At 46.0% G+C, this 18,931-nt stretch carries 16 protein-coding genes; 14 read left to right on the top strand and 2 right to left on the bottom strand.

From position 1 onward, the window contains the following. The first annotated feature begins 3 nt into the window (after positions 1–3). The gene (locus LC508_RS13545; protein WP_103731488.1) at positions 4–660 is read left to right on the top strand and encodes an O-methyltransferase; all 657 of its coding nucleotides are present in this window, start codon (positions 4–6) and stop codon (positions 658–660) included. A gap of 1 nt (position 661) precedes the next feature. Next, complete coding sequence (locus LC508_RS13540; protein WP_103731489.1) at positions 662–1,903, top strand: peptidase U32 family protein; 1,242 nt, start codon at positions 662–664, stop codon at positions 1,901–1,903. On the opposite strand, the gene sigK is transcribed toward LC508_RS13540, so the two are convergent. Both sigK and LC508_RS13530 read right to left on the bottom strand, forming a co-directional pair. Then, entirely contained in the window at positions 1,871–2,497 is a 627-nt protein-coding gene (sigK, locus tag LC508_RS13535) for an RNA polymerase sporulation sigma factor SigK (protein ID WP_033142378.1), read from the bottom strand. The two genes, LC508_RS13540 and sigK, sit on opposite strands and share 33 nt — an antisense overlap. Positions 2,498–2,595: 98 nt before the next feature. Continuing rightward, positions 2,596–2,862 (bottom strand): helix-turn-helix domain-containing protein, encoded by a 267-nt coding sequence (locus LC508_RS13530; RefSeq protein ID WP_081960452.1) that lies wholly within the window; start codon positions 2,860–2,862, stop codon positions 2,596–2,598. A gap of 214 nt (positions 2,863–3,076) precedes the next feature. Between LC508_RS13530 and LC508_RS13525 the strand changes: the two genes are divergently transcribed. From LC508_RS13525 to LC508_RS13470, 12 genes are all read left to right on the top strand, one after another. After that, positions 3,077–3,937 carry an AraC family transcriptional regulator gene (locus LC508_RS13525; protein WP_054351942.1) on the top strand — a complete coding sequence of 287 codons (861 nt, stop codon included), beginning with the start codon at positions 3,077–3,079 and terminating at the stop codon, positions 3,935–3,937. Positions 3,938–4,555: 618 nt separating this feature from the next. After that, a complete protein-coding gene (locus LC508_RS13520) occupies positions 4,556–6,082 on the top strand; it encodes a YifB family Mg chelatase-like AAA ATPase (protein ID WP_118593774.1) in 1,527 nt (508 codons plus the stop codon). After that, positions 6,079–6,966 carry a DNA-processing protein DprA gene (gene dprA / locus LC508_RS13515; RefSeq protein ID WP_103733226.1) on the top strand — a complete coding sequence of 296 codons (888 nt, stop codon included), beginning with the start codon at positions 6,079–6,081 and terminating at the stop codon, positions 6,964–6,966. The genes LC508_RS13520 and dprA overlap by 4 nt, the downstream gene beginning before the upstream one ends. Position 6,967: 1 nt before the next feature. After that, positions 6,968–9,058, top strand: coding sequence for a type I DNA topoisomerase (topA, locus tag LC508_RS13510; protein WP_118593773.1), 2,091 nt, complete (start codon positions 6,968–6,970; stop codon positions 9,056–9,058). 854 nt (positions 9,059–9,912) lie between these two features. Then, complete coding sequence (codY, locus tag LC508_RS13505; protein ID WP_018596076.1) at positions 9,913–10,704, top strand: GTP-sensing pleiotropic transcriptional regulator CodY; 792 nt, start codon at positions 9,913–9,915, stop codon at positions 10,702–10,704. 382 nt (positions 10,705–11,086) lie between these two features. After that, entirely contained in the window at positions 11,087–11,371 is a 285-nt protein-coding gene (gene groES / locus LC508_RS13500; RefSeq protein WP_033143764.1) for a co-chaperone GroES, read from the top strand. 117 nt (positions 11,372–11,488) lie between these two features. Beyond that, the gene (groL, locus tag LC508_RS13495) at positions 11,489–13,114 is read left to right on the top strand and encodes a chaperonin GroEL (protein ID WP_033143763.1); all 1,626 of its coding nucleotides are present in this window, start codon (positions 11,489–11,491) and stop codon (positions 13,112–13,114) included. A 102-nt stretch (positions 13,115–13,216) separates the two neighbouring features. Beyond that, positions 13,217–13,720 carry a DUF6106 family protein gene (locus tag LC508_RS13490; protein ID WP_033143762.1) on the top strand — a complete coding sequence of 168 codons (504 nt, stop codon included), beginning with the start codon at positions 13,217–13,219 and terminating at the stop codon, positions 13,718–13,720. A 58-nt stretch (positions 13,721–13,778) separates the two neighbouring features. Next, complete coding sequence (gene guaB / locus LC508_RS13485; RefSeq protein ID WP_033143761.1) at positions 13,779–15,233, top strand: IMP dehydrogenase; 1,455 nt, start codon at positions 13,779–13,781, stop codon at positions 15,231–15,233. Between the two features lie 132 nt (positions 15,234–15,365). Continuing rightward, a complete protein-coding gene (locus LC508_RS13480; protein ID WP_033143760.1) occupies positions 15,366–16,100 on the top strand; it encodes a peptidoglycan recognition protein family protein in 735 nt (244 codons plus the stop codon). A gap of 76 nt (positions 16,101–16,176) precedes the next feature. Beyond that, on the top strand, positions 16,177–18,015 hold the full coding sequence (locus LC508_RS13475) for a sensor histidine kinase (protein ID WP_103732562.1): 1,839 nt from the start codon (positions 16,177–16,179) through the stop codon (positions 18,013–18,015). Next, complete coding sequence (locus tag LC508_RS13470) at positions 18,012–18,749, top strand: response regulator transcription factor (protein ID WP_033141039.1); 738 nt, start codon at positions 18,012–18,014, stop codon at positions 18,747–18,749. Before LC508_RS13475 ends, LC508_RS13470 begins: the two co-directional genes overlap by 4 nt. Positions 18,750–18,931: the final 182 nt, after the last annotated feature.

The raw sequence follows: 18,931 nt of genomic DNA, 5'->3' as shown, positions 1-18,931 counted from the left end.
AAAGTGATAGTTGACGAGAGAATGGTAACCTATATCAATTCCCTGGACAGAGGAAACACTCCCTTTCTCAATGAACTGGAGAAAAAAGCCAGGGAGGACAGGGTGCCTGTCATCCGCAGGGAGATGCAGAGTTTCCTGAAAGTATTGCTGCAGATAAAACGTCCCCGCCTCATTTTAGAGGTGGGGACTGCTGTTGGGTTCTCCACGCTTCTGATGAGCGAATACGCGCCGGAGACGTGCAGGATCACCACCATAGAGAACTATGAGAAGCGGATACCCATTGCGCGGGAAAATTTCAGAAAAGCGGGCAAAGAGGACCGGATCACCCTGCTTTGCGGGGATGCCGCCCGGGTATTAACAACACTGGAGGGTCCTTATGACCTGATTTTTATGGATGCTGCCAAGGCGCAGTATATCCATTTTCTTCCGGAAGTGTTAAGGCTTCTCGGACCGGGAGGAATCCTGGTGTCCGACAATGTGCTGCAGGACGGGGACCTGATTGAGTCTCATTTTGCCGTGGAGCGCAGGAACCGCACCATTTACAAAAGGATGCGGGAGTATCTCTATGTGCTGAAGAACCATGAAGAACTGGAAACCTCCATACTGCCTCTGGGAGATGGAGTGACTCTGAGTATAAAGAAACAGAAACAGGATGGATAAAATGAGAAAAAAACCAGAATTACTGATTCCCGCCAGCAGCCTGGAAGTTCTGAAAATCGCTGTGATCTACGGCGCAGATGCCGTATACATCGGCGGCGAGGTGTTCGGACTGAGGGCAAAAGCCCGGAATTTTTCCATGAAGGATATGGCGGAAGGTATTGCCTTTGCCCACAGATACGGGGTGAAAGTGTATGTGACAGCCAATATCCTGGCCCACAACAGGGATTTGGAGGGTGTGCGGGAATATTTTGAAGAGTTAAAAGAGATCAAGCCGGATGCACTGATCATATCAGACCCCGGTGTTTTTATGATCGCAAAGGAAGTCTGCCCGGAGATTGAGCGGCATATCAGCACCCAGGCCAACAACACCAATTACGGCACTTACCGGTTCTGGCATGAACTGGGGGCTAAGCGTGTGGTGTGTGCAAGGGAGCTTTCCCTGGAGGAAATCAGGGAGATTCGTGCCAATATTCCCAGGGATATGGAGATTGAGACATTTATCCATGGGGCTATGTGCATTTCCTATTCGGGTAGATGCCTGCTGAGCAATTTCTTCACAGGAAGAGATGCCAACCAGGGGGCCTGTACCCATCCCTGCCGCTGGAAATATTCCATTGTGGAGGAGACAAGGCCCGGGGAATATATGCCTGTCTATGAGAACGAGAGAGGAACTTATATTTTCAATTCCAAGGATCTGTGTATGATTGAGCATATGGATGATATCCTGACAGCGGGAATTGACAGCCTGAAAATAGAAGGGCGCATGAAGACTGCCCTGTATGTGGCGACAGTGGCCAGGACCTACAGAAAAGCCATAGATGACTATTTTGACAGCCCTGAACTTTATCAGAAAAATATGCCCTGGTACAGGGAGCAGATTATGGGATGTACCTACAGACAGTTCACTACCGGATTTTTCTATGGGAAACCGGATGAAACTGCACAGATATATGACAGCAATACTTATGCCAAAGACTATACTTATCTGGGATATCTGGAAGACAGGACGCCGGAAGGGCTGTACCGCATCACCCAGAGGAATAAATTCCTCGTGGGAGAGAACATAGAGGCCATGAAACCGGACGGAGAGAACCGCCCGGTGGTTGTGAAAGCCATATATGATGAGGAAGGGAATTCCTGTGAGAGTGCCCCCCATCCCCAGCAGGTGCTGTATGTGGATTTGGGGGAAGGGCTTGAACTGTACGATATTTTAAGACGGAAGGAAGCAGTTCCGGAGCTTTAAGACAGCGTTTTTTTCAATACGGGAGACATAAGAGCGGCTGATATTCAGCCGCTTTGCTATTTCCCTCTGTGTCAGTTCTTTTTCTCCGTAGAGTCCGTACCGCAGCTTGAGCACCTCCAGTTCCCGTTCACTGAGCACCTGGTCCAGAAGCCCGTAGAGCTTTCTGATATCCTCCTTCAGTGAATAGTGGTCCACCACGTCTACCGGTTCATTTTCAATCACATCCAGAAGATTTATCTCATTGCCCTCTTTGTCTGTTCCGATAGGCTCGTAGAGGGAAACTTCCTTGTTGGTCTTTTTCTTGGAACGCAGCAGCATAAGGAGTTCATTGTCAATGCATCGCGCAGCATAGGTGGAGAGACGGTTGGATTTCTCTCCGTTGAATGTATGGATGGCCTTGATAAGCCCAATGGTTCCGATGGAAATTAAATCATCTAAATCTTCCTCAACCCCTTGATATTTTTTCACAATATGTGCAACAAGGCGCAGATTGCGCTCTATGAGAATATTTTTAGCTTCCTGGCTGCCCCTTTTGTATTCTTGAAGATAATACTTCTCTTCTTCGGAAGTCAAGGGCTTAAGAAATGTTTTCAAGCAGCTTTACCTCAAAGGGATTTAATTATAGTCTATGAGCAAATCCGCCAAATTGTGCTTTTCCCACTCATTTAGGGACGGGTAGGCTGCAAAAAAACTCAGTTCATGCTTCTGGGATAAGGTTTTTTCTCGTCTGTCAGACCTGCCAGATAGTCCATGCTGGTATCCAGGGCAAGAGCGATCCTTTTGCACTGTTCAAAGGTGTAGTAGCGTTTTCCGTTTTCGATTTTAGAGTAATCGCTCTGATCAATGCCGGTCAGGTGCTGCATTTTGATCTGGGTATATCCCCTTTTGATTCTTAAGTCTTTTAATCTGGACAATTCATATACCTCTTTTCTTTTTTGAAACAGCCTGTAACCGTTCATCTTTATGCATCCGGTCGTCTGGAAGCCGCTTCATAAGGCCGGATGCCTATTGGCATTGGGGTTCCGTACGGTCAGCGCTGGAAATGCAAAGATTTGTCTGAATGGTTACTACAGCTCTCCATTGTTAATCAATTATGGCGTTGTGACCTATTGACTCTAGGGTGAAATTGACCTATAATCTTATGAAAAAGAGTAGGAGCAGAGGGCTGTTTATATGGGCGGGAATTACAATAGTCAGCAGCAGGGAAGTGACTGTACGCAGGGCGGCATGAGCCTGCTGTCTGTGGAGTGGAGCTGTATGGGACAGGGGATGGCTAAGTACCGGACAGGGAGCGGGGAATATGCTTTATTTATCATAACCAAAGGGAGCGGAAGTATAACAGCAGGCGGGAAAGATTATGGCGTAAACGTGGGAAATGTGCTGGCGGTCACCCCGGAGACGGAAGTGAAAATCCAGGGAAACGCGCAGGATTTCTTCTATTATATCCGTCTGTGTTCCTGTGGTGCCCAGGTGGAGGAATGTGTCAGGGAGGCCGGTCTTGCCGGGGGGACGCCCCTTTGTTCTGCAGACTGTCTGGCGGAACTGACAAGGACAGTCAGAGATATGCTTGAGGCGGGAAGTGCGGACTATGTGGAGCGGCTGGAACAGAACTGCCGTGTGACGAAGATATGGATCGATCTGATCGAGGATTACAGGAAATCCCTGGGGCAGACAGGATATAAAGTGCCGGACAGCAGGGGCAGAGCCGGAGAAATACAGGAGATTGCCGCATATATGAAAGCGCATATGGAGCAGAGCCTGAAAATCGAGCAGATCGCCCGGGAACATGGAATGAACAGGAGCGGTCTGACCAGACAATTCCGAACCGTCATGGGATGCCCGCCCCAGCAGTATCTCCTGCAGGTGAGGATGGAGAGGGCAAAGGAACTTCTGCGTGATACGCAGGATACAATCGGTGAGATCGCTGCCCGGGTGGGATACAGGGATGCGCTGGCATTTTCGCATATCTTTAAGGAAAAATGTGGGATAGGGCCAAGGGAGTACAGGAAGGATCAGGCTCATGTAAACGGATAATATTTAAGAAGATTATGTGTGTTATAGGTAATCGAGAAAGAAATAGCCGGTATTTGGTTCTGAAATACCAATAATTCTTAAGAAGGGTACAGAAATTATAGGTAATCGAGGAAGAAATAGCCGTTTTTTGGTTTTGAAATACCAATAATTCTTAAGAAGAGTAGAGAAATTATAGGTAATCGAGGAAGAAATAGCCGTTTTTTGGTTTTGAAATACCAATAATTCTTAAGAAGAGTAGAGAAATTATAGGTAATCGAGGAAGAAATAGCCGTTTTTTGGTTTTGAAATACCAATAATTCTTAAGAAGAGTACAGAAATTATAGGTAATTGGGAAGACATTGGCATAAATTTAGTCCTGGAATACCTATAATTTTTCAGAGTAATATATGATTTGCAGGTAAGCAGGGTGATTGGGTTTTATAATAAAAAATCCAGTCAGCCATTGCGTGGCAGAAAAAAATATGATACAGTAATAATAAGTCAGAAAGCGGATTCCCGCATTTCTTTCCAGGTGGTTCCACCGTTGTTTCCAAAACAAATGAAGCAAGTAAAAAGAGAATATGTACACCCGCGCCGGAGGGGTATTTCTGTCCTGCTGCGGGGGAAAGGAGTATCTGTATGTTCAGCAGTGTTATGTCAGCAGCTATCTGCGGTGTGAACTGCGTTCCTGTACGGGTAGAGGCGGATGTGAGCAGCGGTCTGCCTGTATTTAATATGGTCGGATACCTGTCATCCCAGGTGAGGGAGGCCCAGGAGCGGGTGAAAACGGCGATCAGAAACACGAAGATCAGCCTGCCGCCCAAAAGGATCACGGTTAATCTGGCGCCGGCAGATGTGCGGAAGGAGGGGAACCGGTTTGACCTGCCCATTGCAGCCGCACTTCTGGCAGCGTTCGGATACATAGAAGAGGAGAAATTAAGCGGTGTGATGCTGGCCGGTGAACTGGGGCTGGACGGCAGGATAAACAGCGTCAGAGGTATCCTGCCTCTGGCAGAGACCGCGGCGCAAAACGGGTGCTGGCTCTGTATCGTTCCTGTGGGCAACTGCAGGGAGGCATTGGCAACAGGAAAGATAAAGGTTCTGGGAGTGGAGTCCCTGCAGGAGTTTCTGGACGCGTCTGGCAGGGAAAAATGGGGTGTGGAAGACCAGAGGATATATGACCGGGAGAATCTTAAGGAACCTGTTTATAATGTGGATTTCAGGGAGATCCAGGGACAGGAGACTGTGAAACGGGCTGCCGTGATTGCGGCTGCCGGGTTCCATAACTTTCTCATGACAGGGCCTCAGGGTGCGGGGAAGACGATGATCGCCCGCAGGATTCCTACTATTATGCCGCGGCTTTCCAGAGAGGAGAGTCTGGAAGTATCCAGAATATACAGTGTCGCAGGGCTTTTGACAGAGGAACAGCCATTTATGTCAGCAAGGCCATTTCGGGCACCGCATCACACCATTTCTCCCCAGGCGCTGGCCGGAGGCGGCAGAATTCCAAGGCCCGGGGAAATCACACTTTCACACAGAGGCGTTCTTTTTCTGGACGAAATTCCTGAATTTTCCCACAATTCCATAGAAATACTGAGACAGCCCCTGGAGGAGCATAAGGTGATGATCGCCAGAACCGGGGGTTCTTATGAATTTCCGGCACACTGTATGCTGGTGGCAGCAATGAACCACTGTCCCTGCGGCAGATATCCGGATCTGAAGCGCTGTACCTGTACGGACAGGGATATCAGCAGGTATGCCGGGAAAATCAGCGGCCCCATACTGGACCGGATAGACATCTGCGCAGAAGCGGCCTGCATGACGTATCAGGAGATTTCCGGCGGGAAGGCGGGACAGAGTTCGGCAGAGCTTATGAAAAGGGTAGAAAAGGCATTTTTGGCACAGCAGGACAGGTATCAGGGGCTGAAGGTATGCTATAATTCGGAACTGTCCGGAAAACAGGTGGAAAAATACTGCAGTGTCAGTCGTGAAGGACAGCGCCTTTTGGAAAAAGCTTACGAAAAGATGAATTTAAGTGCCAGGGCCTATCATAAGATTTTAAAGACAGCACGTACGATCGCAGACCTGGATGGGGAAGAAGAGATCAAGGAAGCACAGATCAGTGAGGCTGTGTGCTACAGAGGACTGGAGAGAAAGAAGGTATGAAATACATGGAAAAAGAGAAGATTTTCTGCTGTTCCAAGACAGGAAAAGCCTATCCGGACAAGCTCAGATGTTTTGAGGACATGCCGGAATATTTGTATGTGAAGGGAAAACTTCCGGACAGCCGTAAAAAGAGTGTGGCTATTGTGGGGGCCAGAAGGTGCAGCAGTTACGGCAGCTCACAGGCGTATTACTTTGCAAAAGAGCTGTCCCGGTTCGGGATCCAGATCATAAGCGGAATGGCCAGAGGTGTGGACGGCTGGGCGCACAGGGGAGCGCTGGACGGCGGAGGAGAGACCTTTGCGGTTCTGGGCAACGGTGTGGATATCTGTTACCCCAGGCAGAATATGGATATATATAGAAGGATTCCGTTCCGGGGAGGCGTACTTTCAGAGTATGAGCCGCAGACACCGGCCCTTCCCTACCATTTCCCAAGGAGGAACCGACTCATCAGTGCACTGGCGGATCTGGTACTGGTCATAGAGGCAGGGAAAAAGAGCGGTTCCCTGATTACTGTGAACTTTGCACTGGAGCAGGGAAAGACTGTTTATGCCCTTCCGGGGCGCTTGGGGGATACACTCAGTGAGGGATGCAACAACTTGATTTTTGAAGGCGCAGGCATTGCAAACTCCGTGGATATTATTCTGGATGAACTTCAGATTTCGGAAAAATTAAAAACAGATTTGGAGGCAAAATCAAACTTTAGGCTTGCAAGCCGGGAAGAAATGGTGTATAGTTGTCTGGATTTGAGGCCAAAATATCTGGAAGAGATTTTCCTTCAGGTAGAACTAAATCCTGGGGAAATTCAGGAAATATTATTGAAACTGGAATTGAAGGGGCTTGTAGCAGAGCCAGTCAAAAATTATTATGCCAGAACGGGAGGTTGAGATGGCGAAATATTTAGTGATTGTGGAATCACCGGCAAAAGTGAAGACAATCAAGAAATTTCTCGGTTCAAATTATGAGGTCATGGCGTCCAACGGACATGTAAGGGATCTTCCCAAAAGCCAGCTTGGAATCGACGTGGAGAATGATTACGAACCTAAATATATAACTATCAGGGGAAAGGGGGATATCCTGGCGGGGCTTCGCAAGGCCGCGAAAAAAGCGGACAAGGTATATCTTGCAACTGACCCCGACCGTGAAGGAGAAGCCATTTCCTGGCACCTGTCCAAAGCGCTGAAACTGGACGAGAAGAAGATGCGCAGAATTACATTCAATGAGATCACGAAAACTGCAGTGAAAGCTTCTATTAAAGAGGCGCGCGACATTGACATGAATCTGGTGGATGCGCAGCAGACCAGAAGAATGCTGGACCGCATGGTTGGTTACAGGATCAGTCCGGTACTCTGGGCTAAGGTGAAAAGAGGGCTCAGTGCGGGCCGTGTACAGTCAGTGGCCCTGCGCATCATCGGGGACCGTGAGGATGAGATCAATGCATTTATCCCTGAGGAATACTGGACACTGGATGCGGAATTTGCTGTCAAAGGCGAAAAGAAGCCGCTGATTGCCAAGTTCTATGGAAATAAAAACAAAAAAATGAGCATCGGCTCAAGGGAAGAACTGGATAAGATCCTTGCCGGGCTGGAGGGCGCCAGCTATGAAGTGGCTGAGGTGAAGAAGAGCGAGAGAACGAAAAAGCCGCCGCTTCCGTTTACTACCAGTACCTTACAGCAGGAAGCATCGAAAGTGCTGAATTTTTCCACACAGAAGACCATGCGTCTGGCGCAGCAGCTCTATGAGGGAATTGATATTAAAGGGAACGGCACAGTGGGTGTTATCACCTATCTGCGTACAGACTCCACCAGGATTTCTGAGGAGGCTGAATCTGCCGCTCATGAATACATCACTTCCCAGTATGGGCCGGAATACACTCTGACCCAGGAGAAAAAGGATGATAAGAAGAAAAAGATACAGGATGCCCATGAAGCCATCCGTCCAACAGATATTTCAAGGACACCTGCTTCTCTGAAGGAATCTCTGAGCAGAGATCAGTTCAGGCTGTATCAGCTCATCTGGAAACGCTTTACTGCCAGCAGGATGCAGAATGCAAAATATGAGACTACATCCGTGAAAATCAAGGGCGGAGAGTATTATTTTACCATGGCTGCCTCTAAGCTGAAATTCGACGGCTTTATGGCTGTCTATGTGCAGGAGGATGAGGAGAAGACAGAGAATTCTTTCCTTGCAAAAGGACTGGACGAGAGCACAGAGCTTTCCTTCCAGGGATTCCATGAGCAGCAGCATTTTACACAGCCGCCGGCACATTATACGGAGGCTACACTGGTAAAGGCGCTGGAGGAACTGGGAATCGGACGTCCAAGTACCTATGCCCCTACGATCACCACGATCATTGCAAGGCGGTATGTGGCGAAGGAGAATAAGAATCTGTATATGACGGAGCTGGGCGAAGTCGTTAATAATATTATGAAGAAGTCATTCCCCAGTATTGTGGATGTGTATTTTACGGCCACAATGGAGGAACTGCTGGACAGTGTGGGGGAAGGACTTGTGCAGTGGAAGACTGTGATACGGAATTTCTATCCGGATCTGGAGGATGCAGTGCAGACTGCGGAGAAAGAGCTGGAGGAAGTGAAGATCGAGGATGAGGTGACAGATGTTATCTGCGATCTGTGCGGGCGGAATATGGTGATCAAATATGGACCGCACGGGAAGTTCCTGGCTTGTCCGGGATTTCCGGACTGCAGGAATACGAAGCCTTATCTTGAAAAAATCGGTGTTCCCTGTCCTGTCTGCGGGAAAGATGTGGTGCTGCGCAGGAGTAAGAAGGGGCGCCGGTATTATGGATGTGAGAATAATCCGGAATGCGAGTTTATGTCATGGCAGAAGCCTTCTAAGGAGAAATGCCCGAATTGCGGTGGGTATATGCTGGAGAAGGGGAATAAGATTGTTTGTGCGGATGAGCATTGTGGGTTTGTGATGATACGGAAGAAGGATGAGGTGGAGCAGGAGGCCTGATCTGTGTAAGGTTGAATGAGAGCGAGAGTGTGGCAGGGGCGGAGGTTGTCTAGGGCGGACGATACCTGCCGCACAAAGTCCCTGGAGGCCAGTCGGCAGATGGGGATGGACTAATGGAAAAAAGCGGGAAGAATGGGTGAACCGGATAGAACCGCAGACAAAACTGATGTTTTGTCTGCTCAGCTATCCTTAGAATTTGCTTTTGTGAAGCAAATTCTATCACCCATTCTTCCCGCTTTTTCCCATAAGTCCATCCAGCCATCTGCCTCCAATGGCCCCCAGGGACTTTGTGCGGCAGGTATCTGGCAGTGGGAAAAACAGTGCATGCGGAAAGTGCTGGATGGGTGTTTACACAGGTATTTGGTAGAGAGAAAAGAGATGTATGCGGGAGGTGCTGGATAGATGGTCTACAGGTATCTGGCAGTGAGAAAAACAGTGCATGCGGAAAGTGCTGGATAGGTGTTAATACAGGTATCTGGAAGTGGGAAAGGCAGTGTATGCGGAAGGTGCTGGATGGGTGTTCACACAGGTATTTGGCAGTGAGAAAAGGGATGTGTGGGGAAAGAAGAGTTGGGGGTAAGGTTGGGGGAAAAGGGGGTGGTATCTGACATTGGGGGATGGGGGGAGGGAAGAGTTGGAGAATGGGGGAAAGTATCTGACAGACGGGGAAAGTAAGGGAAGTCTGGGAAATTTCAATTGTTTTGAAAGTTAAGTTTGTGGGAAAGAGATAAATAGACAGAAAATAAAAAAATCATGCATTGATTTCAGAATAATTGTGTGTTAAAATAAAAAAGGATATAGAGAATAGAAATTAGCGGTTATATTCTGTAGGAATAGAGTGAAAGGAGGTCGCTATGAGCGTACAGTTATTGGATAAAACCAGAAAGATTAACAAACTGCTTCATAACAACAATTCTTCTAAGGTGCTGTTCAACGACATTTGTGAGGTGATGGTGGAGACTTTGGATTCTAATATCCTGGTTATCAGCCGGAAAGGAAAGGTGCTTGGTGTAGGTACCTGTCCGGGCGTGGAGGAGATTACGGAATTGATTGACAGTGAAGTGGGAGGATATATTGATAAACTGCTCAATGAACGTCTGCTGGGCGTGCTGTCAACAAAGGAGAACGTGAATCTCCAGACACTGGGATTTGAAGGCGAGAACATCAGTAAGTATATGGCGATCATCAGCCCCATTGATATTGCCGGCGAGAGACTGGGTACCCTTTTTATGTACAGGGATCAGAAAGGGTATGATATTGAGGATATTATTGTAAGTGAATATGGAACAACAGTGGTTGGGCTGGAAATGATGCGTTCTGTACATGAGGAGAATGCAGAGGAGAACCGGAAGATCCAGGTTGTGAAATCTGCGTTCAATACGCTTTCTTTCTCAGAATTGGAAGCGATCATCCATATTTTTGATGAGCTGGACGGGGACGAAGGAATTCTGGTTGCCAGTAAGATTGCAGACAGAGTGGGAATCACACGTTCCGTGATCGTCAATGCGCTGAGAAAATTTGAGAGTGCCGGCGTTATTGAGTCCAGGTCCTCAGGCATGAAAGGAACCTATATCAAAGTGCTCAATGAAGTGATCTTTGATGAATTGGAAGAGATCAAGAAACGCAAACTGGTGAAAAAACAGTAAATGCATGGAAAGAAAACCGGAGGTTATTCATATAGTAGGAAATAACCTCCGGTTTTCTTTGGGTTTTTATATTTTTACGGAAAATACTGTATGCGGTCAGCAGATTTGGGCTAAACTTTTGCTATGGGATGGCCCGGAACCTGGTTTTCATGCGGAAATATAAAGATTCTAAAATAAATATAAAATTCAATGAAAATTAAAAAGATGAGATAAAACGAGAATACAAGAGAAAAAATGAGAAATAATTAGTATTAACTCAATTAATTGGAGATGAAAGAAGTTGCAGAAATGCGGCAGATTCACTAATATATGACTAACGGTTAGCACTCGAATCAAATGAGTGCTAATAACAAGCAGAGAATTCTAAAAGGAGGCAATAGATATGAAATTAGTACCATTAGGAGACAGAGTTGTATTAAAACAGTTGGTTGCAGAAGAGACCACAAAATCCGGAATCGTGTTACCGGGCCAGGCACAGGAAAAGCCACAGCAGGCAGAAGTTGTAGCAGTAGGACCGGGCGGAGTGATTGACGGCAAAGAGATCAAAATGGAAGTTGCCGAAGGTGACCAGGTGATCTACTCCAAATATGCTGGTACAGAAGTGAAGCTTGACGGCGAAGAGTACATCATCGTTAAGCAGAGCGATATCCTTGCAGTAGTAAAATAACAGGAAGCTGTCGGCGAAGAGACAGCAGCAGAAGCTGATTTTACGGAAACTCTATTAACATGAATAAAACCAGAAAACAGAAATAGACATTATTTTAATTTCAGGAGGAATCGAATCATGGCAAAAGAAATCAAATACGGCGCAGAAGCAAGAGCTGCCCTTGAAAGTGGTGTAAACCAGTTAGCTGATACCGTTCGTGTAACTTTAGGACCGAAAGGAAGAAACGTTGTTCTTGACAAATCTTTCGGCGCTCCGCTTATCACAAACGACGGTGTTACAATCGCAAAAGAGATCGAGCTGGCAGACGGATTTGAAAACCAGGGTGCTCAGCTGATCAAAGAAGTTGCATCCAAGACAAACGATGTAGCAGGTGATGGTACCACCACAGCAACTGTTCTGGCACAGGCAATGGTAAACGAAGGTATGAAGAACCTGGCAGCAGGCGCTAACCCGATCATCCTGAGAAAAGGTATGAAGAAAGCAACAGATGTTGCAGTTGACGCTATTCAGAAGATGAGCGGCAAGATCGAAAGAAAAGACCAGATCGCAAGAGTAGCAGCTATCTCCGCCGGCGATGATGAAGTGGGCGAAATGGTAGCAGATGCTATGGAAAAAGTAAGCAATGACGGTGTTATCACAATTGAAGAATCCAAGACCATGAAGACAGAGCTGGATCTGGTAGAAGGTATGCAGTTTGACAGAGGTTATATCTCCGCATACATGGCTACAGATATGGATAAGATGGAAGCTGTTCTGGATGATCCTTATATTCTGATCACTGACAAGAAGATCTCCAACATCCAGGATTTACTTCCTATTTTAGAGCAGATCGTAAAATCAGGCGCAAAACTGCTGATCATCGCTGAAGACATTGAAGGCGAAGCTCTGACAACCCTGATCGTAAATAAATTAAGAGGAACCTTCTCCGTGGCAGCAGTCAAAGCTCCGGGATATGGTGACAGAAGAAAAGAGATGCTGCAGGATATCGCGATCCTGACAAACGGTACTGTGATCTCCGACGAACTGGGTCTGGAATTAAAAGACGTTACCATGGATCAGTTAGGACGTGCAAAATCTGTTAAAGTACAGAAAGAAAGCACAGTTATCGTTGACGGCGAAGGCAACAAAGAAGATATCAATGCAAGAATCGCTCAGATCAAACATCAGATCACTGAGACAACATCTGAATTTGATAAAGAGAAATTACAGGAAAGACTTGCAAAACTGGCCGGCGGCGTTGCTGTTATCCGTGTAGGTGCTGCTACCGAGACAGAGATGAAAGAAGCAAAACTGCGTATGGAAGATGCCCTGAATGCTACAAGAGCAGCAGTTGAGGAAGGTATCATCGCAGGCGGCGGATCTGCTTACATCCACGCATCCAAAGAAGTTGAGAAACTGATCGCAGGACTGGACGGAGACGAGAAGACAGGTGCTAAGGTTGTTCTGAAAGCTCTGGAATCCCCGCTGTACCACATTGCAGCAAATGCCGGTCTGGAAGGTTCTGTTATCATCAACAAAGTAAAAGAATCCGAGACAGGTGTAGGATTTGACGCATTAAACGAGAAATATGTGGATATGGTCAAAGAAGGTATCCTGGATCCTACAAAAGTTACAAGAAGCGCACTGCAGAACGCAACAAGCGTTGCAGGTACTCTGCTGACAACAGAAGCTGTTGTTTCCAACATCAAAGAAGAAACACCGGCTATGCCGGCAGGCGGTGCTCCTGGAATGGGAATGATGTAATATATAATAGAAATTTCACATTTCTTATGCCGGTGTCATATGGACACCGGCATTTCTTTGTGATAGACTTATAAGCAAAAGCTGATACTAAAGGAGGAAAACATGAACGACGCGTACTCAGAGCTGCTCGTGAAAAAGGAGCAGACGATGAAGGAGAAGGCAATCAAGGTACTGGTTATCGCATTGATCGTACTGGCTGCAGTTGCCGGTATTTTATTTACACCGATTGCCCTGGTTGTAGCTGTGGTTCTGGGAGTGGCTGCCTATTTTCTGCTGCCGAACCTGGATCTGGAATTTGAATATCTCTATGTGAATGGAGAACTGGACATTGACAGGATCGCTTCCAAGGCAAAGAGAAAGAGAATAAAGAGCCTGGACCTTTCCAAGATGGAAATTATGGCACCCCTCAAGTCACATCGTCTGGACTACCAGAATCATAATAAAAATATGAAGGTTTTTGATTTTTCATCCGGAAATCCATCTCATAATATTTATGCCATGATCATCCCGGACGACAAAGAGGTTTGTAAAGTGCTGATCGAGCCGGACATGGAATTGATCAAAAATATTGAAAAAAGCTGTCCGAGAAAAGTTTTTACGGATTGACAGGTTTGTCGTAATTTGTTATATTATTTTACTATAAACAAACGAAGGGAGAACGAAAATGGGTAAGATTATTGGTGAAGGCATTACTTTTGACGATGTGCTGCTGGTTCCGGCATATTCCGAAGTAATCCCCAATCAGGTTGATTTGTCGACGAATCTGACAAAAAAAGTGAAGTTAAATATTCCGATGATGAGTGCAGGAATGGATACAGTTACCGAATATCGTATGGCGATCGCCATGGCGAGACAGGGAGGTATCGGTATCATTCATAAAAATATGTCTATAGAAGCACAGGCAGATGAGGTGGACAAGGTAAAACGTTCCGAGAACGGTGTTATCACAGATCCTTTCTATCTCTCACCTGAACATACTCTGGAGGATGCCAACAATCTGATGGCAAAATTCCGTATTTCTGGTGTTCCCATTACTGAGGGCAGGAAGCTGGTAGGTATCATCACCAACCGTGATCTGAAATTTGAAGAGGATTTCAGTAAGAAGATCAAAGAGAGCATGACATCAGAGAATCTGGTCACAGCCAGAGAAGGAGTGACTTTAGAGGAAGCAAAAAAAATCCTGGCAAAATCAAGAAAAGAAAAACTTCCGATTGTCGATGAAAACTTCAACTTAAAAGGTCTTATTACCATTAAAGATATTGAGAAACAGATAAAATATCCGTTATCCGCAAAGGACGAGCAGGGAAGACTGCTGTGCGGTGCCGCAGTGGGTATCACAGCCAATGTCATGGCACGTGTTGACGCGTTAGTGGAGGCACAGGTCGATGTTGTTGTTGTGGACTCAGCCCATGGACATTCCGCCAACATTCTCAAAGCAGTCAGAGAGATCAAGACAAAACATCCGAATCTGCAGGTAGTTGCAGGTAATGTGGCAACCGGAGCAGCTACAAAAGCCCTGATCGAGGCTGGTGTGGATGCTGTCAAGGTTGGTATCGGACCCGGTTCCATCTGTACCACACGTGTGGTTGCAGGTATTGGTGTACCGCAGATCACTGCAATTATGGAATGCTATGCTGCCGCAAAAGAGGCAGGCATCCCGATCATCGCAGACGGCGGTATCAAGTATTCAGGAGATATGACAAAAGCCATTGCGGCAGGAGCCAATGTCTGCATGATGGGCAGTATCTTCGCAGGATGTGACGAAAGCCCCGGAGATTTTGAATTATACCAGGGAAGAAAATACAAAGTTTACCGCGGCATGGGTTCCATTGCGGCAATGGAGAACGGCAGCAAGGACCGTTACTTCCAGCAGGATGCCAAGAAACTGGTTCCGGAAGGCGTGGAAGGACGAGTTGCTTACAAAGGCCATGTAGAGGATACCGTATTCCAGTTAGTGGGTGGTCTCCGCTCCGGAATGGGTTACTGCGGTGCAAAAGATATCGAGACTCTGAAGCAGACCGGTCAGTTTGTAAAAATCACAGCTGCGTCTCTGAAAGAATCTCATCCGCACGACATTCACATTACAAAAGAAGCACCGAATTACAGTGTAGACGAATAATAGGAAGCACAGGCATTGTGTATCTCCTATCGATACAAGAACAGAGGCTGTTGCTAAAGTGGCAACAGCCTTTTGTCTTATAAAGGGGAAGCCTGTGATACAGGAAATGTACATAAATGGGGAGAAACGCTTATGGGACAAAGGAGAGGAAATACCAGAAGGGATTACAGAAGGATAAACAGAAGGAAACAGAGAAACAGAAGGCTCATGCTTTTCGGCCTGGTCTTGCTGGGAATCATTTTCGCAATAGGGGTTATAAAAATAATGACAGGAAAGATACAGGAGGCCAAACTGGAAAAACTGCAGGCCCAGGTCACCCAGGAGAACGGCAGTTTTATCGGCGCGCCGCCTTTTGACGTGAACCTGCTGGATGTAAACGAGTATTCCAGGCCAGGTATCCCTCTGAAGAAAATAAAAGGCGTTGTGGTGCATTATACCGCCAATCCGGGAAGCACGGCAGCGGAAAACAGAAACTATTTTGAGGGCCTGAAGGACAGCCACGAGACAAAAGTGAGCAGCCATTTCGTCATAGGAATCGAGGGCGAGATCGTCCAGTGTATTCCCAGTTCAGAGATTGCCTATGCCTCCAATTCCCGCAATGACGACACCTTGTCCATCGAGTGCTGCCACAAGGATGAGACCGGCGAATTTACCCAGGCAACCTATGACTCCCTTGTGAAGCTGGTTGGATGGCTCTGCTACCGTTTTGATTTAAAGAGCAGTGATGTGATCCGCCACTACGATGTGACAGAGAAAATCTGCCCCAAATACTTTGTGGACCACCCCGATGCCTGGGAGCAGTTTAAAAAGGATGTGGACGGGCAGATCCAGGTGGTGGCTGAGGAAGTGAAGGCGGCGGAAGGGTAACATCGTTTGGTCTTAAGGAGCCACCAGGGTGTGAACGCACTAACGGTATGGCTGTAAAAAGAAAAGGGGGGATTCGATGCGTATATACAGAAAGATAAAGACATATTTTGAAGAGCATATCGTTTCTTCTTTTGTTCTTGTGTTCACGCTGGCGGTTCTGGTGATGGCACTGGTTTTTCAGGGATATCTGAAAAATGAGTACCTGAACTATCTTGTGGAACAAAGCTTTGAAACAGAGAATGCAGTATTGGTATCTGTTCAGAAAAATGTGAATTATTCTATTAAAGAGCATATAAATTTTGGCAGTGAGATGGTGGTATCTGCGGATATATATAATAAAGTCCAATCTTTTTATGACAGCAATGGATATAGTGCATTATATAATACCCTGTCAGACTATGATTATATTAAGAATACAGTTGCCGTAGCCATTGTGGGTGAGGATGGCCTGATGTGCCAGTATGACCGTTATAAGCGTTCCGACGGGGCTATGTGGGATGATGACAACGATAAGTATCTGCGTGAAATGTTTCAGGAGGTCATGAACAATACGAATAACTATTATATTCCCCTGTACATGGCATCCACAGAGCCAAGTGTGCATCCGCAGGATTCTGACCTGCGCCTTTTTCACGTGGCATATCCTTTGATCGGCAACAGGACCGGGCTTAAAAAAGTGAAAAATGTTCTGATCGTCAGCTATAATATGGATGTCTTTAAAGAATTTTTAAACACAGTGGAGATACCAAAAGTTAAATATGCGCAGGGCTACATCGCAGATGAGAACGGACAGATTCTCTACCATAATATGGATAAATATATCGGTACCGCAGAGGACAGCCTGGTGCGTGATGATGAGATACAGGTGATCAGCCGTGAGTTGGGCTATTTTGGCTGGACTATGAATATTTTGATGGATGAGCATAAAATGCAGGAGCATGTGGACCAGATTTACAACAGGGGTGTCATCATCTATATTCTGATTCTGGCGGCCTACATATTTCTGACTGTTTTTTTCATGCGTTATCTTCTCAAGCCTGTGACAAAGATTTCAGAGTCTATTAAGACAGTGAAAAAAGGAAATTTCCACAGTAAGATTTCCATAGAAGGAAAACATGAAATCTGGCAGCTTGCGGATGAGTACAATAGAATGATCGAAGCACTGGAAGAGAAAAATCTTGCCATGAAACGACAGCATGAGGAGACACTGGCGTCCATTGAGCGCCAGCATCAGGCAGAGCGGGAGGCCCTGGAATCCCAGATCAATGCACATTTCATATGTAATACACTGGGTACGATCAACTATGAAGCTATAGAGGCGGGAAATCGTCAGGTATCTGTGCTGATCAAAAAGCTTTCCAACATACTACGCTATACCTTTGACCAGAAATGCCAGGATGTATATCTGTATCAGGAGATAGCCTGGATTGACCAGTATCTTTATCTGCAGAAGACAAGATTTGAGAATGTATTTGATTATTCTATTGATTTTGAAGAGGAATACGGTTATTGGCCATGCTGTAAGCTGATGTTCCAGCCATTTGTAGAAAATTCCATCCTTCATGGGTTTGAGGGAAGACATGAGGGGGGAATGGTGAAGATCACTGTTTCAGAGGAAAAAGGCCGCTTAAGAATAGAGATAAAAGATAATGGAAGCGGAATAGATTCTGAAACTGAAAAGGTAATAAAAAATATCCTGGAGTCAAAAGGAATGGCACCTGTGCTGCAGCGTCAGAAGGTAGGGATAGGAATATTAAATGTTGTTACAAGAATGCGTATGTATTATGGAGAAAATCTGGATATCCAAATGCAGACAAATCTGGATTCAGGAACCTCCTTTATATTCTGGATTCCAATCCCGGAATCAGAGTTGAAAAAACAGAGTGAGATATGCCAGGAGGAGGAATTAGTGTGAGAATACTTATAGCAGAAGATGAGAAGAGGGCCAGCAGAGGACTCAGAAATCTGATCATGATGGCTTCGGATAAGCATGAGGTCGTGGGTGAGGCGGCGGACGGAAAAGAGGCATTTGAACTCATGAAGCTATTAGAGCCTGATGTGGTCTTTACTGATATTAAAATGCCCTATATGGATGGAATCTCTCTGATTAGAGCAGCAAGAGCTCAGGATATGAAGACTAAGTTTGTGATCATCAGCGCGTATGAGGAATTTGAACTGGCCAGGCAGGCCATCTCTCTTGGGGTCACGGATTATCTGGTGAAGCCTCTGGTCCCTGAGGACATTGAGGATATTATACACAGACTGGAGGAGCACAACAGTGTGGTCTGGGATAAAGAGAACAGGGATTTAAAAAGCAGATATCCCAATGCGCATCCGCTTATTTTAAAGGCAATGCATATTATAGAATGCTCTTATGCATCTAAAATTTCACAGAAAGATCTGGCTGCAGACCTGGGTGTCAGTGCGGAATATTTCAGTTATCTGTTCAGCAGAGATGTGGGAGAGAATTTTTCCAGGTTCCTTCGGAGATACCGGATTGAGAAAGCCCAGGAACTTTTGCTGGAAGGGGAAATTTCTAAGGACGAGGTACTGTATAGTGTGGGATTTTCAGATCCCAAGTATTTTAACAAATGCTTCAAAGAAGAGACTGGAGTCAATGTGACGGAGTTTATAAAGGCGAGACGTTAGTGTCTCGCTTTTTTGTGTATAAAATGCTGTCAATATATGCTGTAAATGTACAATATATACAATGAAAAATAAAAAATATTAATTTTTTACTCCAATATTAAAAAAATACCCTAAAAAATTAATCCAAATCTTAAAAGCGGCGGTTTTTGAAATATCATTTAAACGCTATAATAAGGACATCC

The sequence above is a fragment of the Blautia parvula genome (genome assembly GCF_020215665.1).
Lineage (GTDB): Bacteria > Bacillota > Clostridia > Lachnospirales > Lachnospiraceae > Blautia > Blautia celeris.
Note: the sequence above shows the minus strand (reverse complement) of the source record. Positions and strands in the feature narration are given on the sequence as shown.

Excerpts from the sequence above, each read along its gene's own strand:
- LC508_RS13540 (WP_103731489.1), top strand. The coding sequence starts at position 662 with ATGAGAAAAAAACCAGAATTACTGATTCCCGCCAGCAGCCTGGAAGTT.
- LC508_RS13530 (WP_081960452.1), bottom strand. The coding sequence starts at position 2,862 with ATGAACGGTTACAGGCTGTTTCAAAAAAGAAAAGAGGTATATGAATTG.
- LC508_RS13525 (WP_054351942.1), top strand. The coding sequence starts at position 3,077 with ATGGGCGGGAATTACAATAGTCAGCAGCAGGGAAGTGACTGTACGCAG.
- LC508_RS13520 (WP_118593774.1), top strand. The coding sequence starts at position 4,556 with ATGTTCAGCAGTGTTATGTCAGCAGCTATCTGCGGTGTGAACTGCGTT.
- dprA (WP_103733226.1), top strand. The coding sequence starts at position 6,079 with ATGAAATACATGGAAAAAGAGAAGATTTTCTGCTGTTCCAAGACAGGA.
- topA (WP_118593773.1), top strand. The coding sequence starts at position 6,968 with ATGGCGAAATATTTAGTGATTGTGGAATCACCGGCAAAAGTGAAGACA.
- codY (WP_018596076.1), top strand. The coding sequence starts at position 9,913 with ATGAGCGTACAGTTATTGGATAAAACCAGAAAGATTAACAAACTGCTT.
- groES (WP_033143764.1), top strand. The coding sequence starts at position 11,087 with ATGAAATTAGTACCATTAGGAGACAGAGTTGTATTAAAACAGTTGGTT.
- groL (WP_033143763.1), top strand. The coding sequence starts at position 11,489 with ATGGCAAAAGAAATCAAATACGGCGCAGAAGCAAGAGCTGCCCTTGAA.
- LC508_RS13490 (WP_033143762.1), top strand. The coding sequence starts at position 13,217 with ATGAACGACGCGTACTCAGAGCTGCTCGTGAAAAAGGAGCAGACGATG.
- guaB (WP_033143761.1), top strand. The coding sequence starts at position 13,779 with ATGGGTAAGATTATTGGTGAAGGCATTACTTTTGACGATGTGCTGCTG.
- LC508_RS13480 (WP_033143760.1), top strand. The coding sequence starts at position 15,366 with ATGGGACAAAGGAGAGGAAATACCAGAAGGGATTACAGAAGGATAAAC.
- LC508_RS13475 (WP_103732562.1), top strand. The coding sequence starts at position 16,177 with ATGCGTATATACAGAAAGATAAAGACATATTTTGAAGAGCATATCGTT.